This is a genomic window from Flavobacterium sp. B330r, from assembly GCF_056824325.1.
Window position 1 is genome coordinate 890,862 of record NZ_CP124860.1, and the last position, 18,249, is coordinate 909,110.

Below are 18,249 nucleotides of genomic sequence, written 5' to 3' on the forward strand. Positions count from 1 at the left end.
ATTTTTTGTTTTTATTGAATTTTATAACCGATTACGGAGCAGATTAAAGCCTCGCGTTAATTTTAACGTTAAAAACCCTCGAAGTCATATAATTTGGAATCGCATATTGATTTTTTGAGTACACATCACGAACCCAAGTATTTGTAATCGCATTTTGATTATTAAAGAGATTAAAAATTTCTAACCCCAAAGACAATTCTTTAAAGTTTTTTAGCCAGCCCGTTTTTGTGTTCTGCGTACTGCTGTCTACAAAAACTTTTGCAAAACCAATATCTGCTCTTCTATAATCATTCAATCTATTTTGATACAAGTATGGATCTGTGTAAGCAGGCGCACCACCTGGCAAACCTGTATTATAAACCAAGTTCAAATATACTTTCACACTTGGAATGTTGGGCATATAATCCTGAAACAACATCGCAAACTTTAATCTCTGATCTGTCGGACGGGCAATATATCCTTTGTTTTCGTAATTTTCTTCCGTTTTCATGTACCCAAAACTTACCCAAGATTCGGTTCCAGGCACAAATTCGCCGTTTAATCTAAAATCTAAACCTTGCGCATATGCTTTTGCATTATTATTGGCAACATAACGAATACGAACATTATCGATAGAATACACGTTTACATCTGAAAGTGATTTATAATAAAGTTCCGTTACCCATTTAAAGGGGCGATTCCACATTTTAAAATTATAGTCGTTACCCAAAACAACATGAATCGCTTCTTGTGCTTTTACATTCGGATTTACGACGCCGTCCAGATCTCGAAGTTCCCTATAAAATGGCGGCTGATGATACAATCCTCCAGAAATTCTAAAAACCATATCGCGATCCCAATCTGGTTTTATTGCAAATTGCGCACGCGGACTTACTACAAATTGTGTTTTTCCTTCTTCTATTGCTCCCGAAACATTCCATCCTTGAAAACGCGCTCCTAAATGATACCAAATCTGACTTGAACCAATTTCTGATTGTTTATTCCACTGCGCATAACCAGAAAATCTATTTATGGTATTAAAATTTGTAGCACGAATATCTTGATACGGCAAAAGCGGCCCAGTATAAGGAGCGTAGGGCTGATTATTTTTTGGAAGAATAAGCAAAGGCGGATTTATAGAAAATCCAGCAGAATCGATTACCTCCCATTCTACTACTCGATCTCGAATAGATTCTCTAGTATATTTTAAACCAAATTCTAACTGGCTTTCTTTCCAGTTCTGAATTCCTTTCAGTTCAATATTTGCAATTAAAGCATCCAAATCGTTACGGGCATGATTTAGCTGAGAACCAATTCCGCGCGTAAAATCAATAGCCGAAGCATTTTCTGGATCTTCAGCATTTACGCTTCCTAAACGATATTGAGCCAAAATATCAAAATGCTCCTTTTCTGTAGTATGAAATAAAGAACCAATTAATTTTAAAGTAAGTGTAGAAGATGCTTTGTAAGTAGTTTTCAGAGCCCCAAAATAAGTATCGTATTGATCTTTTTCTTGCCCGTCATAATAAACTGAAAGCGCCATTGGCTGGTCTGCTGTACCAAAATTAGTTTGGCGCACCAAAGGTTCATATGAATATTTATTTTGAGAAATATTTCCTAAAAAGCTCATTTGCCATTTTTCAGAAATATCATAATTGATATTCGTTTGAATGTCGGCAAAAGTCGGTTTGTAATTCGTCTCTGTATCTTGGCTATTTACTAAAAGGCTATTATTTCTATAACGCACTCCAGTTACCGCTGACCATTTTTTGTTTTTAGACACTAAATCGACTGCAGCACTTCCTCCTAGAAAACTGGCTTCAAAAGCAGCACCAAATTGAGTTGGCTTGCGATAAGTAATATCTAAAACAGAAGACAATTTATCTCCAAACTTGGCTTGAAATCCACCAGCAGAAAATTCAACATTTTGAACCAAATCTGTATTCGTAAAACTCAAACCTTCTTGCTGTCCCGAACGAATTAAAAACGGACGATAAACTTCTACTTCATTCACATAAACTAGATTTTCATCATAATTCCCGCCTCGCACCATATATTGCGAACTCAACTCGTTGTTTGAATTAACACCCGGAAGCGTTTTCAGAATATTTTCGATTCCGGCATTTGCGCCTGGAATTTTCTTTATGGTTTCCGTATCAACAGAGGCAATCCCTTGAACTCGCTTTCTATTTCCAGAAGAAACAAAAACCTCTCCCATTTGCTCCTCAGAATTATTCATAATCGGATTAAAAACAAAAACTTCATTTGTTTTCAAACTAACGGTTAGACTCATCATTTTTAATGAAACGTGAGTGAAAATCAAAGAAACTTTTTTGTTGGAAGGAATTACGATTTCATAAAAACCATTCGAATCTGATTGAACTAAAGTATTCTGCCAAGAAACGTTTACACCCGAAACAGGATGTTTCTCTGCATCTAAAATCAGCCCTTTAATATGAGCGTTTTGAGCTAATGCAATACAGCTGAAAAATAAAAAGAGAAAAGCGAATGTAAACCTATTTTGACTCAAAGATTTGGGGTTTTATTTTTTTTGACTTCTGAAAAAACGAGTTTCAAAGATAGTAGTATTTCCTACATTATCAACTACCTCAATTTTTAAAACGTTTTCTCCTTCTGCCAAATACTGATCATCAAAAGTATGAGTAATTCTTCTGGCTTTATTTTCGTATTCAAACAAAACCCAACTTCCGTTTAAATATCCATTATAAGACTTAATTCCCGACAAAGCATCGCCTATTGTAAAGTCAATTTTCTTTTGATCGCTAATCCATTTTCCTTCAACTGGTTTTGCAATTTTTATCACTGGCCCAATTGTATCCAAAACCAAACCATATGCACCTAATATTTTTGCCTTGGCAGTAAAAACGTCTCCTTTTCTAATGGTTCCATTATAGCTTGTTCCTTTACCAATATATAGCTTGTCTCGTAATGATTCCGGATAAGTATCGTCTTTTATCGTAATTGTAAAATTAGAATGCACCGGAACCGTATCGTCATGAATAAAAACTTTGTTATTTCTAACATCAAAATTCATATTAAAATCATCATAGAAAGTTCCTGCTGGAAAGAAAACCGACATATTATCTTTCTCAAAGTTGGCATCTCTGTTATACTTAATAAAATATTTTCCGTTAACCGGCTCCGCTTCTACAAGTGGCATCGCGGTATCAAACTCAATTGGAACGGTCACCGAATTCATGTTTCCAAAATAATCTGAAACCTCGATTTTGTAATTTGAAGTTAAATTAGGTTCTGCTTTTACAATACCACGAAGAGAATCTGTTTTTATAATGCTTAAAGCAAAAGGCGTTTTCATAAAAAGCTTTTGCACGCGCTGTCCAGATTTTTTATAACGAGAATAATCTATCAGAGCATTGATGTAACGCATTTCATCAAAAGAATAGGTATTAAATTGATAATTATAATTCTGATTTCCGTTTAAAAAAGTTGAAACATTAAAAACACCATTTTTGTTATGTGAGACATCATCTGTATCTACCGCATTAATTCCGAAACCTATTTTTCCGTTAGCTTTTACTTTAGAAGCTAAATAAGTTCCATCTTTCTGAAGCACCATATTAACCAACAAAGGCTGTTTTGAAAGATTTACAGTACCATTATCCAAAGGATAAACATATAAACTTGACAAAGTAGGCTTTTTGGTATCTTTTAAATTTTGATCAAAACCAAAGAATATCGGATTGATGACAAACTCCGTTTTAGTATCTCTTATTTCAAAATGAAGATGCGGACCTTCAGACGAACCTGTATTTCCAGAAAGGCCAATTATATCTCCTTTTGAAACAGGAAGTTCACCTGGCTTTGGAAACATTTCAATTTCATACGCCTTTTCTTTGTAATGTGTTTTTTTTACATAATCCAAAATTGCACCAGTTGGTGTTTGCAAATGTCCATAAACAGAAGTATAACCATTTGGATGCGTGATGTAAATGCATTTTCCATTTCCAAAAGTCGAAATTTTGATTCTCGAAACATATCCATCAGCAATAGCATGAACAGTTAACCCTTCTCTCTGATTGGTTTTCAAATCAAAACCAGCATGAAAATGATTAGGCCTTAACTCTCCAAAATTACCCGAAAGCTGCATCGGAATATCTAATGGAGGACGAAAATAGTCTTTAGGATATTGCGTTTGAGCAAATATAAAATTACAAATCAAAAGGGTAAAGGCAGAAAATCTCATAAGCAACATTTTTGCTAAGATAAAGAAAAATAGACCAATAAAAGCAAGAAAAAACTTATAATTCTACAATTAATTGAATTACATATATTTATCTATTTTAATGTAAAAAAATCGATAAAAAATTGCATTAATAAAAAGGAATATTAACTTTGTAGGATTAAGTAATGAATAGGATGTATAATGAGTGTAATTGCAGAAATAATTGATACTCTTGAATATAAAGCCCAAAAGCTTTTTGAGAAATCAAAAGGTTTGGAGCAAAACAATCAAGTATTACGATTAGAATTAGCCAAAGCTGCGCAAATTATCCAGAAACAATCTGAGGAAATGGAAGCTTTGAAAAAGCAAAATGAAACACTTAAAATAGCCAATTCGTTACTTGGCAGCGACAATAACAAGAGAGAGACAAAGCTTAAAATAAATTCATTAATTCGCGAAATTGATTACTGTATAGCACAACTATCAGATTAATAATATGGACGGAAAGCTTAGAATTAAAATATCAATTGCAGACCGCGTTTATCCGCTTACGGTTGAGCCTAGTCAGGAAGAAGGACTTAGAAGTGCTTCTAAAAAAATTGATGCTATGATAAAGCAGTTCGAAGAAAATTACGCGGTTCGTGACAAACAAGATGTTCTAGCCATGTGTGCATTACAATTTGCATCTCAAGTAGAACAAAAACAAATTGACAACGCAATCGATGGAGAAGAGACTATCGAAAGAATTAAAAGATTAAATTCGCTTTTAGATCAATATCTCGAAAAATAAACGTTCTTTACAGAAACTAAGATACTGCCTACATTAGTTCACAATTGGTAAACTCAACACTAACAATTTAGAATGAGCAAATCGTCGCTACTATAGTATGCCCTCCATTTGGCTGGGAAACTTGAACAGTGAGTTAGCTCAAAACTTGTCTTTACGAGTTTATACAAGCAATTAATGTAGGCTTTTTTTATATATAAACCCTAACAAACATGGACATCATAACGATCATCATTGGTATTGTAGGTATTGCAGCAGGTTTTGCAATAGCTAAAATTATCGAGAAAAGTAATATTTCAAACCTAATTAAAAACGCTAAAAAAGAAGCAGCTTCAATCTTAAAAGACGCTAATTTGGAAGCTGAAAATATCAAAAAAGATAAAATTCTTCAAGCAAAAGAACGTTTTATCGAATTGAAATCAGAACACGAACAAGTTATTTTAGCAAGAGACAAAAAAGTTGCTGAAGTAGAAAAACGTGTACGCGATAAAGAATCTCAAGTTTCTAACGAACTTTCTAAAGCTAAAAAAGTTAACGACGACTTTGAGGCTAAAACTGCCGAATACAACAACAAAATTGAGGTTTTAGACAAAAAACAAGCTGAAGTTGACAAACTTCATAAAAGTCAATTACAGCAATTAGAAGTAATTTCTGGTCTTTCTGCTGAAGAAGCAAAAGAGCAATTGGTAGAAGGTTTAAAAGCTGAAGCTAAAACGAAAGCAATGTCTCATATTCAAGAAACTATTGAAGAGGCAAAATTAACTGCACAGCAAGAAGCTAAAAAAATCATCATCAACACTATTCAAAGAGTGGGAACTGAAGAAGCAGTTGAAAACTGTGTTTCTGTTTTCAACATTGAATCTGACGATGTAAAAGGACGTATTATTGGTCGTGAAGGACGTAACATTAGAGCTCTTGAAGCTGCAACTGGAGTTGAAATCATTGTTGATGATACACCAGAAGCTATCATTCTTTCTTGTTTTGATCCTGTTCGTAGAGAAATTGCTCGTTTATCTTTACACAAATTGGTAACTGACGGACGTATTCACCCAGCACGTATCGAAGAAGTTGTAGCTAAAACAGCCAAACAAATTGATGACGAAATTATTGAAGTTGGAAAACGTACCGTAATCGACTTAGGAATTCACGGTTTACACCCAGAATTAATTAAAGTGGTGGGTAGAATGAAATACCGTTCTTCTTACGGACAAAACTTATTACAACACTCAAGAGAGGTTTCTAAACTTTGCGGTATCATGGCTGCAGAATTAGGATTAAACGTAAAACTAGCTAAAAGAGCTGGTTTATTACACGATATCGGAAAAGTGCCAGATACAGAAAGTGATTTACCACACGCCCTTTTAGGTATGCAATGGGCTGAGAAATATGGTGAGAAAGAAGAGGTTTGCAATGCAATTGGAGCGCACCACGATGAGATCGAAATGAAATCTTTGTTATCTCCAATCATTCAAGTTTGTGATGCTATTTCTGGAGCAAGACCAGGTGCAAGACGTCAGGTTCTTGATTCTTACATCCAGCGTCTAAAAGATCTTGAAGATGTAGCTTACGGATTCAGTGGGGTTAAAAATGCTTATGCAATTCAAGCCGGTAGAGAACTTCGTGTAATTGTAGAAAGTGAAAAAGTTTCTGATGACAATGCAGCAAACTTATCTTTTGAAATTTCGCAAAAAATTCAAACAGAAATGACCTACCCTGGACAAGTAAAAGTTACAGTTATTAGAGAAACAAGAGCTGTAAATATTGCTAAATAATCTTAGGAACATATATAAAAAATAAAGGCTGTCAATTGACAGCCTTTATTTTTATATCTCTATTTAAGTTTTACATATCATTAAAAACGATTTTAAAACTGGTACCCACTCCTACTTCACTTTCTACTTCAACCGTTCCTTTCATAGCCTCAATTTGATTTCTTGTAATATACAACCCGATACCTCGAGCTTCTTCGTGTTTATGAAAGGTTTTATACATTCCGAATATTAAATCGCCATAAACCTTTAAATCGATTCCTAGACCATTATCTGAAATCTTAAGCGATTTAAATCCTTCTGGCTCTATTGCAAAATCAAAAGTAATTATCGGATCACGATCAGGATGTGCATATTTAATTGCATTTGTTGTAAAATTCAGCAAAACACTTTCCATATACGCCGGATTAAAATTAATCGTGAGATACTTCGGAACGTTGTTTATTATCGTTACTTTTCGTTGTTTATCATAACCTTTAATAGTCGAAATTGTCTTCTCGATATACTCACAAAGCTTTAACGGAACTACTGCAATATTAATATTGCTTTGCGTTTTTACAATTTGGGTAAGATTTGAAATAGTCTCATTGAGATCGTTAGAAACGGCTCGCAAGTATTCCAGCATTTCAGCTACAGTTTGCTTACTAACATCAGCATCGATAAGATCTAAAATCGATTTTATGTTCCCGGCCTGTGTATTTAAATTGTGCGAAACAATATGCGAAAAATTCAATAAACGACTGTTTTGATCACTATACAATTTCATCGTTTTTAAAAGTTCCAGCTCTTTTTCTTTTTGCGCAGATACATCTGTATGGGTTCCAATTACACGTAAGGGCTTTCCATTTTCATCCCGTTTAATCACTTTTCCCCGATCCAAAATCCATTTGTAATTTCCACTGGAAGTCATTACACGATGATAATTTTCATAAAACGGAATCTTATTATCAAAATGTTCATGAATATCGGAGTAATATTTTGGTAGATCATCAGGATGAACGATTTTATCCCAACGTTCTGGATCATCAAAAATATCGGTAGATTCCAGTTCTAAAATTTTAAGAGACAAGGAGGAATAAAAAACACTATTAGTAACCATATCCCAGTCCCAAATTCCAACAGTAGAGGCATCCAAAGCAAATTGAAAACGTTCTTCAGAAATCCTAAGTTTCTCTTCTTTATCTTTCAATTCCGTAATATCCGAAACATGTCCATAGAAAATTACATTTCCATTTGCAGAAGATTCTGTTTTAGAGGAAACCCTAAACCAGCGCATTCCTTTTTTTGGAAGAACAGCTCTAAACTCAATTTCCCAAGGTTTTATTTCTTTTCTAGCTTTGACTAAAGACTGAAAAAAAAGCTCACGATCCTGTGGTAGAATTCGATCGTAAACTATAAACTTCATGTCATTATTAAAATCCACTGCTGAAAGTTCAAATATTTCATCGGCCGATTTACTTACAAGTGGAAAGGTGTAATTATTATCAGCATCAATAACAAACTGAAAAAGCAGGTCGGGCATTTCGGCCAACAATTTTTTATAAAAATTATTTACCTCCAAGCAATCGTCATTTCCATATAAATCAAAAACCATATACTACTTTTTTATGTAAATAAGATATTGAGAACTTATGCGAGAGAAGCAAAACAAAACATCATATTTTGCTATATTTAATTCCTTTTAATGCAAATTTTTAACACAATATATAAATTTTCAAAACAAAAAACGCACATACGATAAAAAATTATTTTCTCGGATGAAAACTATGCATAACCTCTTTTAAAAAACTGCGATCCAGATGAACATAAATTTCTGTTGTTGTAATAGATTCATGCCCTAACATTAATTGAATTGATCTCAAATCTGCACCATTTTCAAGCAGATGTGTAGCAAACGAATGGCGTAAGGTATGCGGACTTATATTCTTCTTCAACCCCATTTTTTGTGCAAGATCTTTAATGATAGTAAAGACCATCGCGCGTGTTAACTGATTTCCTCTTCGATTCAAAAATAAAGTATCTTCTGCTCCTTTTTTAATATTGAGATTACAACGAATTGCATTTCTATAAATATCAATATATTTCTGAGTTAATGATCCTATCGGAACAAACCTTTCCTTGTTTCCTTTACCCGTAATTTTAATAAAACCTTCATCAAAAAACAGATCTGATATTTTTAGCGAAATCAACTCAGAAACACGAAGTCCACAGCCATAAAGAGTTTCCAGCATGGCGCGGTTTCGCTCGCCTTCGTTGGTGCTTAAATCGATGTTTTCAATCAAAGCGTCAATTTCCTGAAGCGATAAAGTATCGGGTAATTTACGGCCTGTTTTTGGGGCTTCAATTAATTCTAAAGGATTATCATTTCGATAATCTTCAAAAACCAGATAATTGAAGAAACTTTTGAGTCCAGAAATTATCCTTGCCTGCGATCTCGGATTTACTTCTTTAGCGACCGAATAAATAAATTGCTGTAATGTTTCATCTGAAATTTTTATTGGCGAAACATCTATTTGATTGGTTTCTAAAAAAAGGCACAAACGTTCGATATCAAAGCCGTAGTTCTCAATCGTATTTTTAGACAAACCTCTCTCAATCCTCAAATACGACTGATAATCTTTTATGTATCTGCTCCAATTCATATTTACAAAGTAAGTAATTTTTTGGCATAAAAAAACCTTCCATCATTGGGAAGGTTTTTAAAATATTTTAAAATTCAGATTAGAATTTATAAGCAGCAGTTATAGCTAAAACACTGTTTTTTGGGCTATCATAATACTCATCCCAAGTGTCAGCATCATTATCTGCAATATTAGATAACCCCACAGTATAACGAGCGCCAACTGAAAAATTATCTGTAAAGTTATATCCAACTCCAAAATTAAACCCAGTATCAACAGATTTAAAACCATCTTTAACATCTTCTCCTTCGCTTTTCGCAGAAACTAAAAATCCTAATTGTGGTCCAGCTTCAACGGTAAATTGTTTAGTAACGTAAAATTTAGCTAAAACAGGAACATTAATATAGTTTAATTTAGTATCAAAATCTCTATTGCCAAATTCAAGTTTAGCACCTTGAGTAGAAAACAAAAGCTCTGGCTGAATAGACAATCTCTCGATAACTTTAATTTCAGCAAAACCTCCTATTTGAAAACCAACTAAAGAGTTCGCATCATAATAGTTACCACCAGCAAAACTTGTTATATTAAGACCTCCTTTTATTCCAAATCTTGTTTCCTGAGCATTTGAGAATGCAAAAGCCATAATTGCAATGGCAGATAAAATAATTTTTTTCATTTTAATTTGTTTTGGGTTAAATTAATCACATCAAATATAAAAATATTCTTCATAAATCTACATTAGGTTTTTAACAAATAAAATAGTAAATATTAGAGTAATTGTTAATTTTGAATTAAGCCAATTTAAAAATTAGAATTTCCATAATACAAAAAGCCTCTTCATTTTAGCGAAGAGGCTTTTAAAAAACACTTGATTAACTAAATACTTAGAAGTGTAAAGCGAAACCAACGTTGAATTGGAAAACATCTTTATAGTCATTCAAACCAATATTGTAACGTAGACCTGGTTCAACAGAAACATTTTTTCCAAGAAACCAAGCATAGCCACCTTGTAAACCAACAAAAGAAGGGTTTTCATCATAACCTTTTATACTAGCTCCAGTATAAGAAGCCTCTAAAGGAAATTTATTTAATAAATAATACTTTGCCCCTACTTTATAAGAAAATGCATTGTCACTGTGTCCAAAATCATTATAGCCAAGACCAACTTTAACTGCTAGATTATCAGCTACAAAATATCCTCCTTCTGCTCCTAATCCCCAAGTAGTTTCTCCATCAACACTCGATAATGAGAATCCTGTATTACCTACATTGGTAGCTCCAAAAGAAGTATTAGTTTCAATTAACCATTTGCCTTTTGCTGTTTGTTCTTGAGCATTTGCCCATCCGAAAGTCATTACTGCAATAGCAGCCAAAACAATTTTTTTCATAATTTTTAAAATATTATTTGATTAATATTCGACAAAAATAAGATTAGACTTACAAAAAATGCTCCGCGATAAGTTTAAAAAGTATTAGAATAAGACAAAAATAAAATCGATATAGACCAATTGAAAATCAAAGCTTTGAAAGAAGAAAAGAAGTTTTTCTAAATTGAAAAAACAGTTTGAGTGGGAATTTTAGTAATTATTTAATCAAAATTATAATGCAATAAAATGCTAAATATGTAGTTTTGAACTTTAAATAACATTTTAAAATACCAATTTTTAAAAACCTTTTTATGAAGAAAATACTTTTAGCAGCTGTTTTGTTTCTAGCAACATCAGCAGCAGTACAAGCACAATTACTAAAATTAGGAGTAAAAGCAGGGGTTAACTTTGCAAGCCAAACTGGAGATTTTCCAGATCAAATCGATAAAGAAGGAATCACTAGCTACCACGCTGGTTTAGTTGCAGAAGTAAAATTATTAGACAAGTTTTCTATTCAACCAGAGCTATTGTACTCTACTACAGGTGCATCTTATAAATTTAGCGATGTGAGTGAAGATGTTAAAAATGAACTAGGTTATATCGCTATTCCTGTAATGGCTAAATTTTACTTAAACAACACTTTCAGCTTAGAAGTTGGTCCGCAAGCTTCTTTCTTAGTAAGTGAAAGAAATGATTTCGATGTTAAAAATGGTGAAACATTCGAATTCGGTGTAAATGCAGGTTTAGGCGTTAAACTTACTGAAAACATCTTTTTACAAGGTCGTTATGGTTTAGGTTTGACAGAGGCTTCTAAAAATGCAGATATCAAAAACTCTGTATTCCAGATTTCTGCTGGATTCATGTTCTAAAAAATATATCACATACTTTTACAAAAACCGCTCTATTTATTATTGCGGTTTTTTTTATTTTTACACAGCTCAATGACAATTGCAAAAATCAATAGCAATGTCAATATCTCAAAACAAAACATACACATATGAAAATCTGCATTATCAACGGACCCAACTTGAATCTTTTAGGAAAAAGAGAACCTGAAGTTTATGGAAGCCAAACCTTTGAAGATTATTTTGAAACGTTGAAACAAAAATTCCCAAACATTGAACTTTCATATTATCAAAGTAATATTGAAGGCGAACTGATTGGTAAAATTCAAGAATGCGGTTTTACTTATGACGGGATTATTCTAAATGCAGGCGCATACACGCATACTTCTATTGGTTTGGGAGATGCGATGAAAGCCGTTACAACTCCTGTAATAGAAGTTCATATTTCTAATACTTACGCTAGAGAAAGTTTTAGACATCAGTCGTATTTATCCGGTAATGCCAAAGGCGTTATTCTAGGATTTGGTTTAAAAAGTTACGAATTAGCGATTCAGTCGTTTTTATAATTTTTTTTAAACAAATGTCATCCTAAGCAAAGTCGAAGGCTAATGGAAACCAGATGAGGCTTCGATTTGGCTCAGCCTGACAAACAAGTCAGTAGTTTCTTATCGAATTTAACAAATTATTAGTAACCTCATTTTCAACTTGTTTTATTTTTGTGAGAGAAACCACTTTCATGAGAAACTATACTTTACTCGCTTTTTTATTATTTTCTATTTCTAATTTCGCTCAAATCAAAGGAACTGTAACCGATGAAAAGGGAAATCCGCTTCCATTTGTTTCTATTTTTCAAGAAGGCACCTATCACGGCACCACTTCTAACGAACAAGGAAAATATCAGCTTAACGTAAAAGAAATTGCGGGAAGTACAATAATTTTTCAATATTTAGGCTATAAAACTCAAAAGAAAATTGTTCTCGCAGCAACAACAACAGTCATTTTGGATGTTCAGCTCCAAGAAGAAAGCTTCGCATTAAATGAAGTTGTGATTGATCCTAAAAATAATCCCGCAAATGCAATTATAAAAAGTGCCATTGCCAATAAAAAAGAAAACTCAGATAAAACAGGAAGATATACCGCCGACTTTTATTCGAAAGGAATGCTTAAAGTCAAAGATCTTCCTAAAAAAATTCTAGGCAAAAAAGTAGAATTGGGCAGCGATATGGGTGCTAATTTAGATTCGACAGGAGCAGGAATTTTATATTTATCTGAAACAATATCTAAAGTTAGTCTTGAAAAACCAAACAAGTTTAAAGAAAACATTATAGCTTCTAAAATTTCTGGAAATAACCGTGGCTACAGTTACAATACAGCAGCATTATCCAATTATGATTTTTATGATAATGCTTTAGATTTTGATGTTAAACTCATCTCTCCTATCGCAGACAATGCTTTTAATTACTACAAATACAAATTAGAAAGCACTTTTTACGACGATAACAATCAGCAGATTAATAAAATTAAAGTCATTCCGAAACGCGATAAAGAACCCGTTTTTGAAGGTTACATTTATATTGTAGACGATAGTTTTGCCATTTATGCCATCGATTTAGATATCAAAGGGTATAGAATGAAAAATGAATTTACTGAAATAATGAATCTAAAACAGAGTTTCAGTTATAACTCCAAAAATAAAATATGGTCCAAAAATGCACAGACACTTTCTTTTAATGCGGGTATTTTTGGCGTAAAGTTTTCTGGAAATTTCAATTATGTTTATTCGAATTATGAATTTCCAGCATCGTTTGAAAAGAAAACTTTCGGAAACGAACTGGTGGCTTTTGACCTCAATGCGAATAAAAAAGATGATGCTTTCTGGAATGAAATTCGTCCGATTCCGTTAACTATGGAAGAAAGCAATGATTACACCAAAAAAGACAGTTTGCAAACCATTAGAAAATCAAAAAAATACACTGATTCTCTAGACGCAAAAAACAATAAATTTAAAGTCTGGGATGTTTTAATGGGGTATGATTATAAAAACACTTTCAAGAAATATTCTTTTGATTATAAAGGTTTGCTAAATATTTCTTCTTTAAGTTTTAATACGGTTCAGGGTTTCAATCTCGATTCTGGTTTCTCTTTTAAAAAATGGGATGAGGAAAAAGGAACAAACACTTCAATAAGCACCACTTTTAATTACGGATTTTCGGATGAACGTTTTCGTGCCATTGGCGAATTCAGCCATCGATTCAACACGATGAATTACGCTACAATTTGGGGTTCTGGAGGAACAAAAACAGCGCAATTTAATAGCGCACAACCTATTTCTAATTTGATCAACTCTATAAGTTCTTTATTTTTTAAAGACAATTACATGAAGCTTTACAACTTAGAATTTGTTGAAATCAATTACGGTCAAGATATTGCGAATGGAGTAAATCTTACCGGAAAAATTGGATACGAACAGCGCAAACCTCTTTTTAACACCACCGATTATTCGTTCTTTAAAAAAGAGGATCTTTATTCTTCCAATAATCCGCTGGCTCCAGACGATTTTACAACTCCCGCTTTTGATCAGCATCATTTATTTAAAGCTCTTGTAACATCTAGAATCAACTTTGGCAACAAATACATTTCAAGACCAGACGGCAGATTTAATTTTAAAGATGATAAATATCCGACCGTTTATTTAGCATTCGAAAAAGCATTCGCGGCAAGCGAAAAAAAGTACGAATACGAAAGAATAGGTGCTTCTGTTCAATATGATTTATCTCTTGGAAATAAAGGTCTTTTAGGAACCAATTTTAGAGGAGGCAAGTTCTTTAATGCAAAAAATATTTCGTTTATCGATTACAGACATTTCAACGGAAACCAAACCCATATAGGAACAAGCGAACGTTATTTGAATGTTTTTAATATGATGCCATACTATTCAAACAGTACAAATGACAGTTATTTTGAAATGCATACTGAATACAATGACACTGGTTTTATCATGAATAAAATTCCGTTATTGAATCTTTTAAAATCGACTATGAATATTGGTTTTCATGCTTTAGCGATTCCAGACAAAAAACCATATTCTGAATTCACTGTTGGTTTAGACAATTTAGGTTTCGGAAAATTTAAATTATTCAGAGTAGATTATGTGCATTCTTATCAAGGAGGAATTCGGCAAAATGGTGTTGTCTTTGGGTTGAAGATTTTGAATGCGTTAGATTAAAAAAAAGATTCTAAGGTTCTAAGGTTCTGAGATGCTAAGATTCTAAGTTTTCTTTTAGTACTTAATATTAATTTTGTCAGGCTAAGCGAAGTCGAAGCCCGCGCAAAGATTTTCAATCTTAAAAAAAATCTGCTTAATTTATAATCTTGTTTTAACTAGATTGTAAATTAAGCAGATTTATAAATTAATCTTTGTCAAAGTTTAAAACTTTGACAAAGAAAAAAACTTAGCATCTTAGCATCTCAGAACCTTAGCATCTTTAACAATGATAATCATCTGGTTCAATATGAATCAAAACATTTCCTAACTGCGGAATTTGTTCTTTTAAAGTATCTTGCAATTTATGAGACAAATCATGTCCTTCTTTTACTGAAATTTTTGCCGAAACTATGGCGTGAAGATCAACATGATAACGCATTCCTGCTTTACGAATAAAACATTTTTCGGTTCCAAGAATTCCTTGAACAGTTAAAGCGACAACACGAATTTCTTCTACTAAATCGTCATTTAGATTTTCATCCATGATTTCGCCAAGCGCTGGTCTGAAAATTTTATAACTGTTATATAAGATAAAAAAAGCGGCAAAAAGCGCAGCCCAATCATCTGCAGATTCGTAACCTTTGCCCATAATTAAGGCAATTGAAATTCCGATAAAAGCAGCCACAGAAGTAATGGCATCACTTCTATGATGCCAAGCATCGGCTGCTAAAGACGAACTATTTGTTTGCTTACTTCTTTTCATTACCAAACGAAAAGAATACTCTTTCCAGATAATAATTGCGCCTAAAACATATAGAGTCCAGGATTTCGGTAAATCGTGCGAAGTCCCAATATTGGCAATACTTTCGTAGCCAATAATTGTTGCTGAAGTAATTAAAAATCCAACAACCAAAAACGTAATAAGAGGTTCTGCGCGACCATGACCATAAGGATGATTTTCGTCTGCCGGTTTATTCGAATATTTGATTCCAAACAGCACCAAGAAGGACGCAAATATATCTGTCGTCGATTCAATCGCATCTGCAATCAAGGCATAAGAATTGCCAAAAAAACCTGCAAGACCTTTTACAAGGGCCAAGCAGGTGTTTCCAACTATACTAAAGATAGTAGCTTTTATAGCTTTTTGTTCGTTTGTCATTTAGACTATTTTTTTTTCGCCACGAATTCTCGAATTATTTTTTATAATCTTTGAAAATAAAAATTTGTGAATTCAAGGCTATCAACTTTTTAAGCTCTCACGATTTTTGCGCCGATTGCTCTCAAACGCTCGTCGATACGCTCGTATCCACGGTCGATTTGTTCGATATTCTGGATCGTGCTTGTTCCTTTTGCAGAAAGCGCCGCAATCAATAATGAGATTCCTGCACGAATATCAGGAGAAGACATTGTAGTTGCTTTCAATTGAGATTCGAAATTATGCCCCATAACCACAGCTCTGTGCGGATCACATAACATAATTTTTGCTCCCATATCGATTAATTTATCCACGAAGAACAAACGGCTTTCGAACATTTTTTGGTGAATTAAAACGTCTCCTTTTGCTTGCGTTGCCACGACTAAAACGATACTTAATAAGTCAGGTGTAAATCCTGGCCATGGAGCATCAGCAATAGTTAAGATAGAACCGTCGATATCTGTTTTCACTTCATATCCATCTTTGTGAGCAGGAATGTAAATATCGTCGTTACGTTTTTCGATTGTGATACCCAATTTTCTGAAAGTATTCGGAATCAAACCTAAATTTTCCCAGCTTACATTTTTGATTGTGATTTCGCTTTTTGTCATAGCTGCAAGACCAATCCAAGAACCAATTTCGATCATATCTGGTAAAATTCTGTGCTCGCAACCTCCAAGGCTTTCAACACCTTCGATAGTCAATAAGTTAGATCCTACTCCAGTGATTTTTGCTCCCATAGAGTTTAGCATTTTACACAATTGCTGTAAATATGGCTCACAAGCAGCGTTGTAAACTGTAGTTGTTCCTTTTGCTAAAACTGCTGCCATTACAATATTTGCAGTTCCAGTTACAGAAGCTTCGTCTAAAAGCATATCTGTTCCAGTTAATCCCTCTTTTGGAGATTCTACTCCGTAAAAATGATCTTCTCTGTTATATCTAAATTTTGCTCCAAGGTTAATAAAACCTTCAAAGTGTGTATCTAATCTACGACGACCGATTTTATCTCCTCCTGGTTTTGGAATATATCCTTTTCCGAAACGAGCCAAAAGCGGACCAACAATCATAATAGAACCACGAAGCGCTCCTCCTTCTTTTTTAAAAGCTTCAGTTTCTAAATATCCAACATTAACTTCGTCAGCTTGAAAAGTGATCGAACCTGGTTCGTTACGTTGAATTTTTACCCCTAAATTACCCAACAAAGTGATTAATTTATTGATGTCTATAATGTCAGGAATGTTATTAATTTTTACTTTCTCTCCTGTTAGAAGCACGGCACATAAAATTTGTAATGCCTCATTTTTTGCTCCTTGCGGAGTGATTTCTCCTTTTAAAGGAGTTCCTCCTTCGATTTTAAAAATTCCCATAGATCTTGTTTAGGTTCTTTCAAAGTTTCTAAGATTCTGAGATTCTAAGATTCTAAGTAAAAAAACTCAGCAACTTAGTAGCTTAGTAGCTTAGCAGCTTTTTTTATATTTTTGTTTTTGTTTATTTTTTAAGCATCTAAGTAAAAAAACTTAGCAACTTAGGGGCTTAGCCTCTTAGTAGCTTTTTTTACTTTTGATTATTATTTTTTTGAAATGTCTTTTTTTGACCGCCTTTATTATTGTTTTTGTTATTCTGAGTTTTCGGCTGTATACCAGAAGCTGTTTTATTAGACATGCGTTTGTTGGTACGCATTAAATCTGTAGTATTTAACAGTTCTTCTGTACTGTGCAATAAGTTGATTTTGCCACCTGATAATTCATATAAATGTTCAAAAATCACATCATCTTTTACGGTGTCTTTGTTCCAGCTCAAAAACGATTTTTTCATGTGGTTGGCGATTACCATGATCAGTGCATTTTTCATTTCGCCTTCTTCCCATTTATTGGCAACATCAATCATATATTTGATATTATTACCATAAAATCTATATTTTGGAAAGTTCTGCGGATACTGCAAAGCATCTGGTTTTAGCTCCAAAACTTCTCTTGACGGAATCGGGTATGGTGATTCTACATTAAGTTTAAAATCAGACATAATAAAAAGCTGATCCCAAAGTTTATGCTGAAAATCTGGAACATCACGCAAATGCGGATTCAGACTTCCCATAACCTGAATGATGTATTTTGCGGCTTTATTGCGCGTTTCATCATCTTCGATTGCAGTTGCCTGATCAATCAATTTTTGCAAATGACGACCGTACTCCGGAATAATTAAACGCTGTCTTTCAGAATTGTATTCTAAATTGAAAACAACGTCACTTGCGGCTTCTCTTTTATATTTTTCGATCAT

General features: G+C 33.5%; 15 protein-coding genes. 6 read left to right on the forward strand and 9 right to left on the reverse strand.

Going from position 1 to position 18,249, the window contains the following annotated elements; genetic code table 11:
• Window positions 1-43 precede the first annotated feature (43 nt).
• Entirely contained in the window at window positions 44-2,509 is a 2,466-nt protein-coding gene (locus QLQ95_RS04025) for a carboxypeptidase-like regulatory domain-containing protein (RefSeq protein WP_482502734.1), read from the reverse strand.
• 12 nt (window positions 2,510-2,521) lie between these two features.
• Complete coding sequence (locus QLQ95_RS04030; RefSeq protein WP_482502736.1) at window positions 2,522-4,204, reverse strand: M23 family metallopeptidase; 1,683 nt, start codon at window positions 4,202-4,204, stop codon at window positions 2,522-2,524.
• A 180-nt stretch (window positions 4,205-4,384) separates the two neighbouring features.
• Here QLQ95_RS04030 and QLQ95_RS04035 point away from each other — a divergent pair, with 180 nt between their 5' ends.
• From QLQ95_RS04035 to rny, 3 genes are all read left to right on the forward strand, one after another.
• Window positions 4,385-4,675, forward strand: a complete 291-nt coding sequence (locus QLQ95_RS04035) for a hypothetical protein (protein ID WP_095929500.1) — start codon at window positions 4,385-4,387, stop codon at window positions 4,673-4,675.
• 4 nt (window positions 4,676-4,679) lie between these two features.
• Complete coding sequence (locus QLQ95_RS04040) at window positions 4,680-4,973, forward strand: cell division protein ZapA (protein ID WP_250837260.1); 294 nt, start codon at window positions 4,680-4,682, stop codon at window positions 4,971-4,973.
• A gap of 209 nt (window positions 4,974-5,182) precedes the next feature.
• The gene (gene rny / locus QLQ95_RS04045; protein ID WP_091497308.1) at window positions 5,183-6,742 is read left to right on the forward strand and encodes a ribonuclease Y; all 1,560 of its coding nucleotides are present in this window, start codon (window positions 5,183-5,185) and stop codon (window positions 6,740-6,742) included.
• A 70-nt stretch (window positions 6,743-6,812) separates the two neighbouring features.
• Here rny and QLQ95_RS04050 read toward each other — a convergent pair whose 3' ends face one another.
• The 4 genes from QLQ95_RS04050 to QLQ95_RS04065 all read right to left on the reverse strand — a co-directional run bounded on the left by QLQ95_RS04050 (window position 6,813) and on the right by QLQ95_RS04065 (window position 10,748).
• Complete coding sequence (locus tag QLQ95_RS04050; RefSeq protein ID WP_482502738.1) at window positions 6,813-8,333, reverse strand: PAS domain-containing sensor histidine kinase; 1,521 nt, start codon at window positions 8,331-8,333, stop codon at window positions 6,813-6,815.
• Between the two features lie 151 nt (window positions 8,334-8,484).
• Window positions 8,485-9,381 carry a site-specific tyrosine recombinase XerD gene (gene xerD, locus QLQ95_RS04055; RefSeq protein ID WP_320493163.1) on the reverse strand — a complete coding sequence of 299 codons (897 nt, stop codon included), beginning with the start codon at window positions 9,379-9,381 and terminating at the stop codon, window positions 8,485-8,487.
• Between the two features lie 79 nt (window positions 9,382-9,460).
• Window positions 9,461-10,036: a porin family protein gene (locus tag QLQ95_RS04060; RefSeq protein WP_320493162.1), complete on the reverse strand. Its 576-nt coding sequence runs from the start codon at window positions 10,034-10,036 to the stop codon at window positions 9,461-9,463.
• Between the two features lie 208 nt (window positions 10,037-10,244).
• Window positions 10,245-10,748, reverse strand: a complete 504-nt coding sequence (locus tag QLQ95_RS04065; protein WP_320493161.1) for a hypothetical protein — start codon at window positions 10,746-10,748, stop codon at window positions 10,245-10,247.
• 290 nt (window positions 10,749-11,038) lie between these two features.
• Between QLQ95_RS04065 and QLQ95_RS04070 the strand changes: the two genes are divergently transcribed.
• The 3 genes from QLQ95_RS04070 (at window position 11,039) to QLQ95_RS04080 (ending at window position 14,798) form a co-directional block, all read left to right on the forward strand.
• Window positions 11,039-11,596, forward strand: coding sequence for a porin family protein (locus QLQ95_RS04070; RefSeq protein ID WP_095929494.1), 558 nt, complete (start codon window positions 11,039-11,041; stop codon window positions 11,594-11,596).
• A 128-nt stretch (window positions 11,597-11,724) separates the two neighbouring features.
• Window positions 11,725-12,138 carry a type II 3-dehydroquinate dehydratase gene (gene aroQ, locus QLQ95_RS04075; RefSeq protein WP_456897178.1) on the forward strand — a complete coding sequence of 138 codons (414 nt, stop codon included), beginning with the start codon at window positions 11,725-11,727 and terminating at the stop codon, window positions 12,136-12,138.
• Window positions 12,139-12,308: 170 nt separating this feature from the next.
• Window positions 12,309-14,798 carry a DUF5686 and carboxypeptidase regulatory-like domain-containing protein gene (locus QLQ95_RS04080; protein WP_482502742.1) on the forward strand — a complete coding sequence of 830 codons (2,490 nt, stop codon included), beginning with the start codon at window positions 12,309-12,311 and terminating at the stop codon, window positions 14,796-14,798.
• Between the two features lie 259 nt (window positions 14,799-15,057).
• On the opposite strand, the gene QLQ95_RS04085 is transcribed toward QLQ95_RS04080, so the two are convergent.
• From QLQ95_RS04085 to QLQ95_RS04095, 3 genes are all read right to left on the reverse strand, one after another.
• On the reverse strand, window positions 15,058-15,936 hold the full coding sequence (locus tag QLQ95_RS04085; RefSeq protein WP_095929491.1) for a cation diffusion facilitator family transporter: 879 nt from the start codon (window positions 15,934-15,936) through the stop codon (window positions 15,058-15,060).
• 89 nt (window positions 15,937-16,025) lie between these two features.
• Window positions 16,026-17,339, reverse strand: coding sequence for a UDP-N-acetylglucosamine 1-carboxyvinyltransferase (gene murA, locus QLQ95_RS04090; protein WP_095929490.1), 1,314 nt, complete (start codon window positions 17,337-17,339; stop codon window positions 16,026-16,028).
• Window positions 17,340-17,526: 187 nt separating this feature from the next.
• Window positions 17,527-18,249 carry a DUF4290 domain-containing protein gene (locus QLQ95_RS04095; RefSeq protein WP_095929489.1) on the reverse strand — a complete coding sequence of 241 codons (723 nt, stop codon included), beginning with the start codon at window positions 18,247-18,249 and terminating at the stop codon, window positions 17,527-17,529.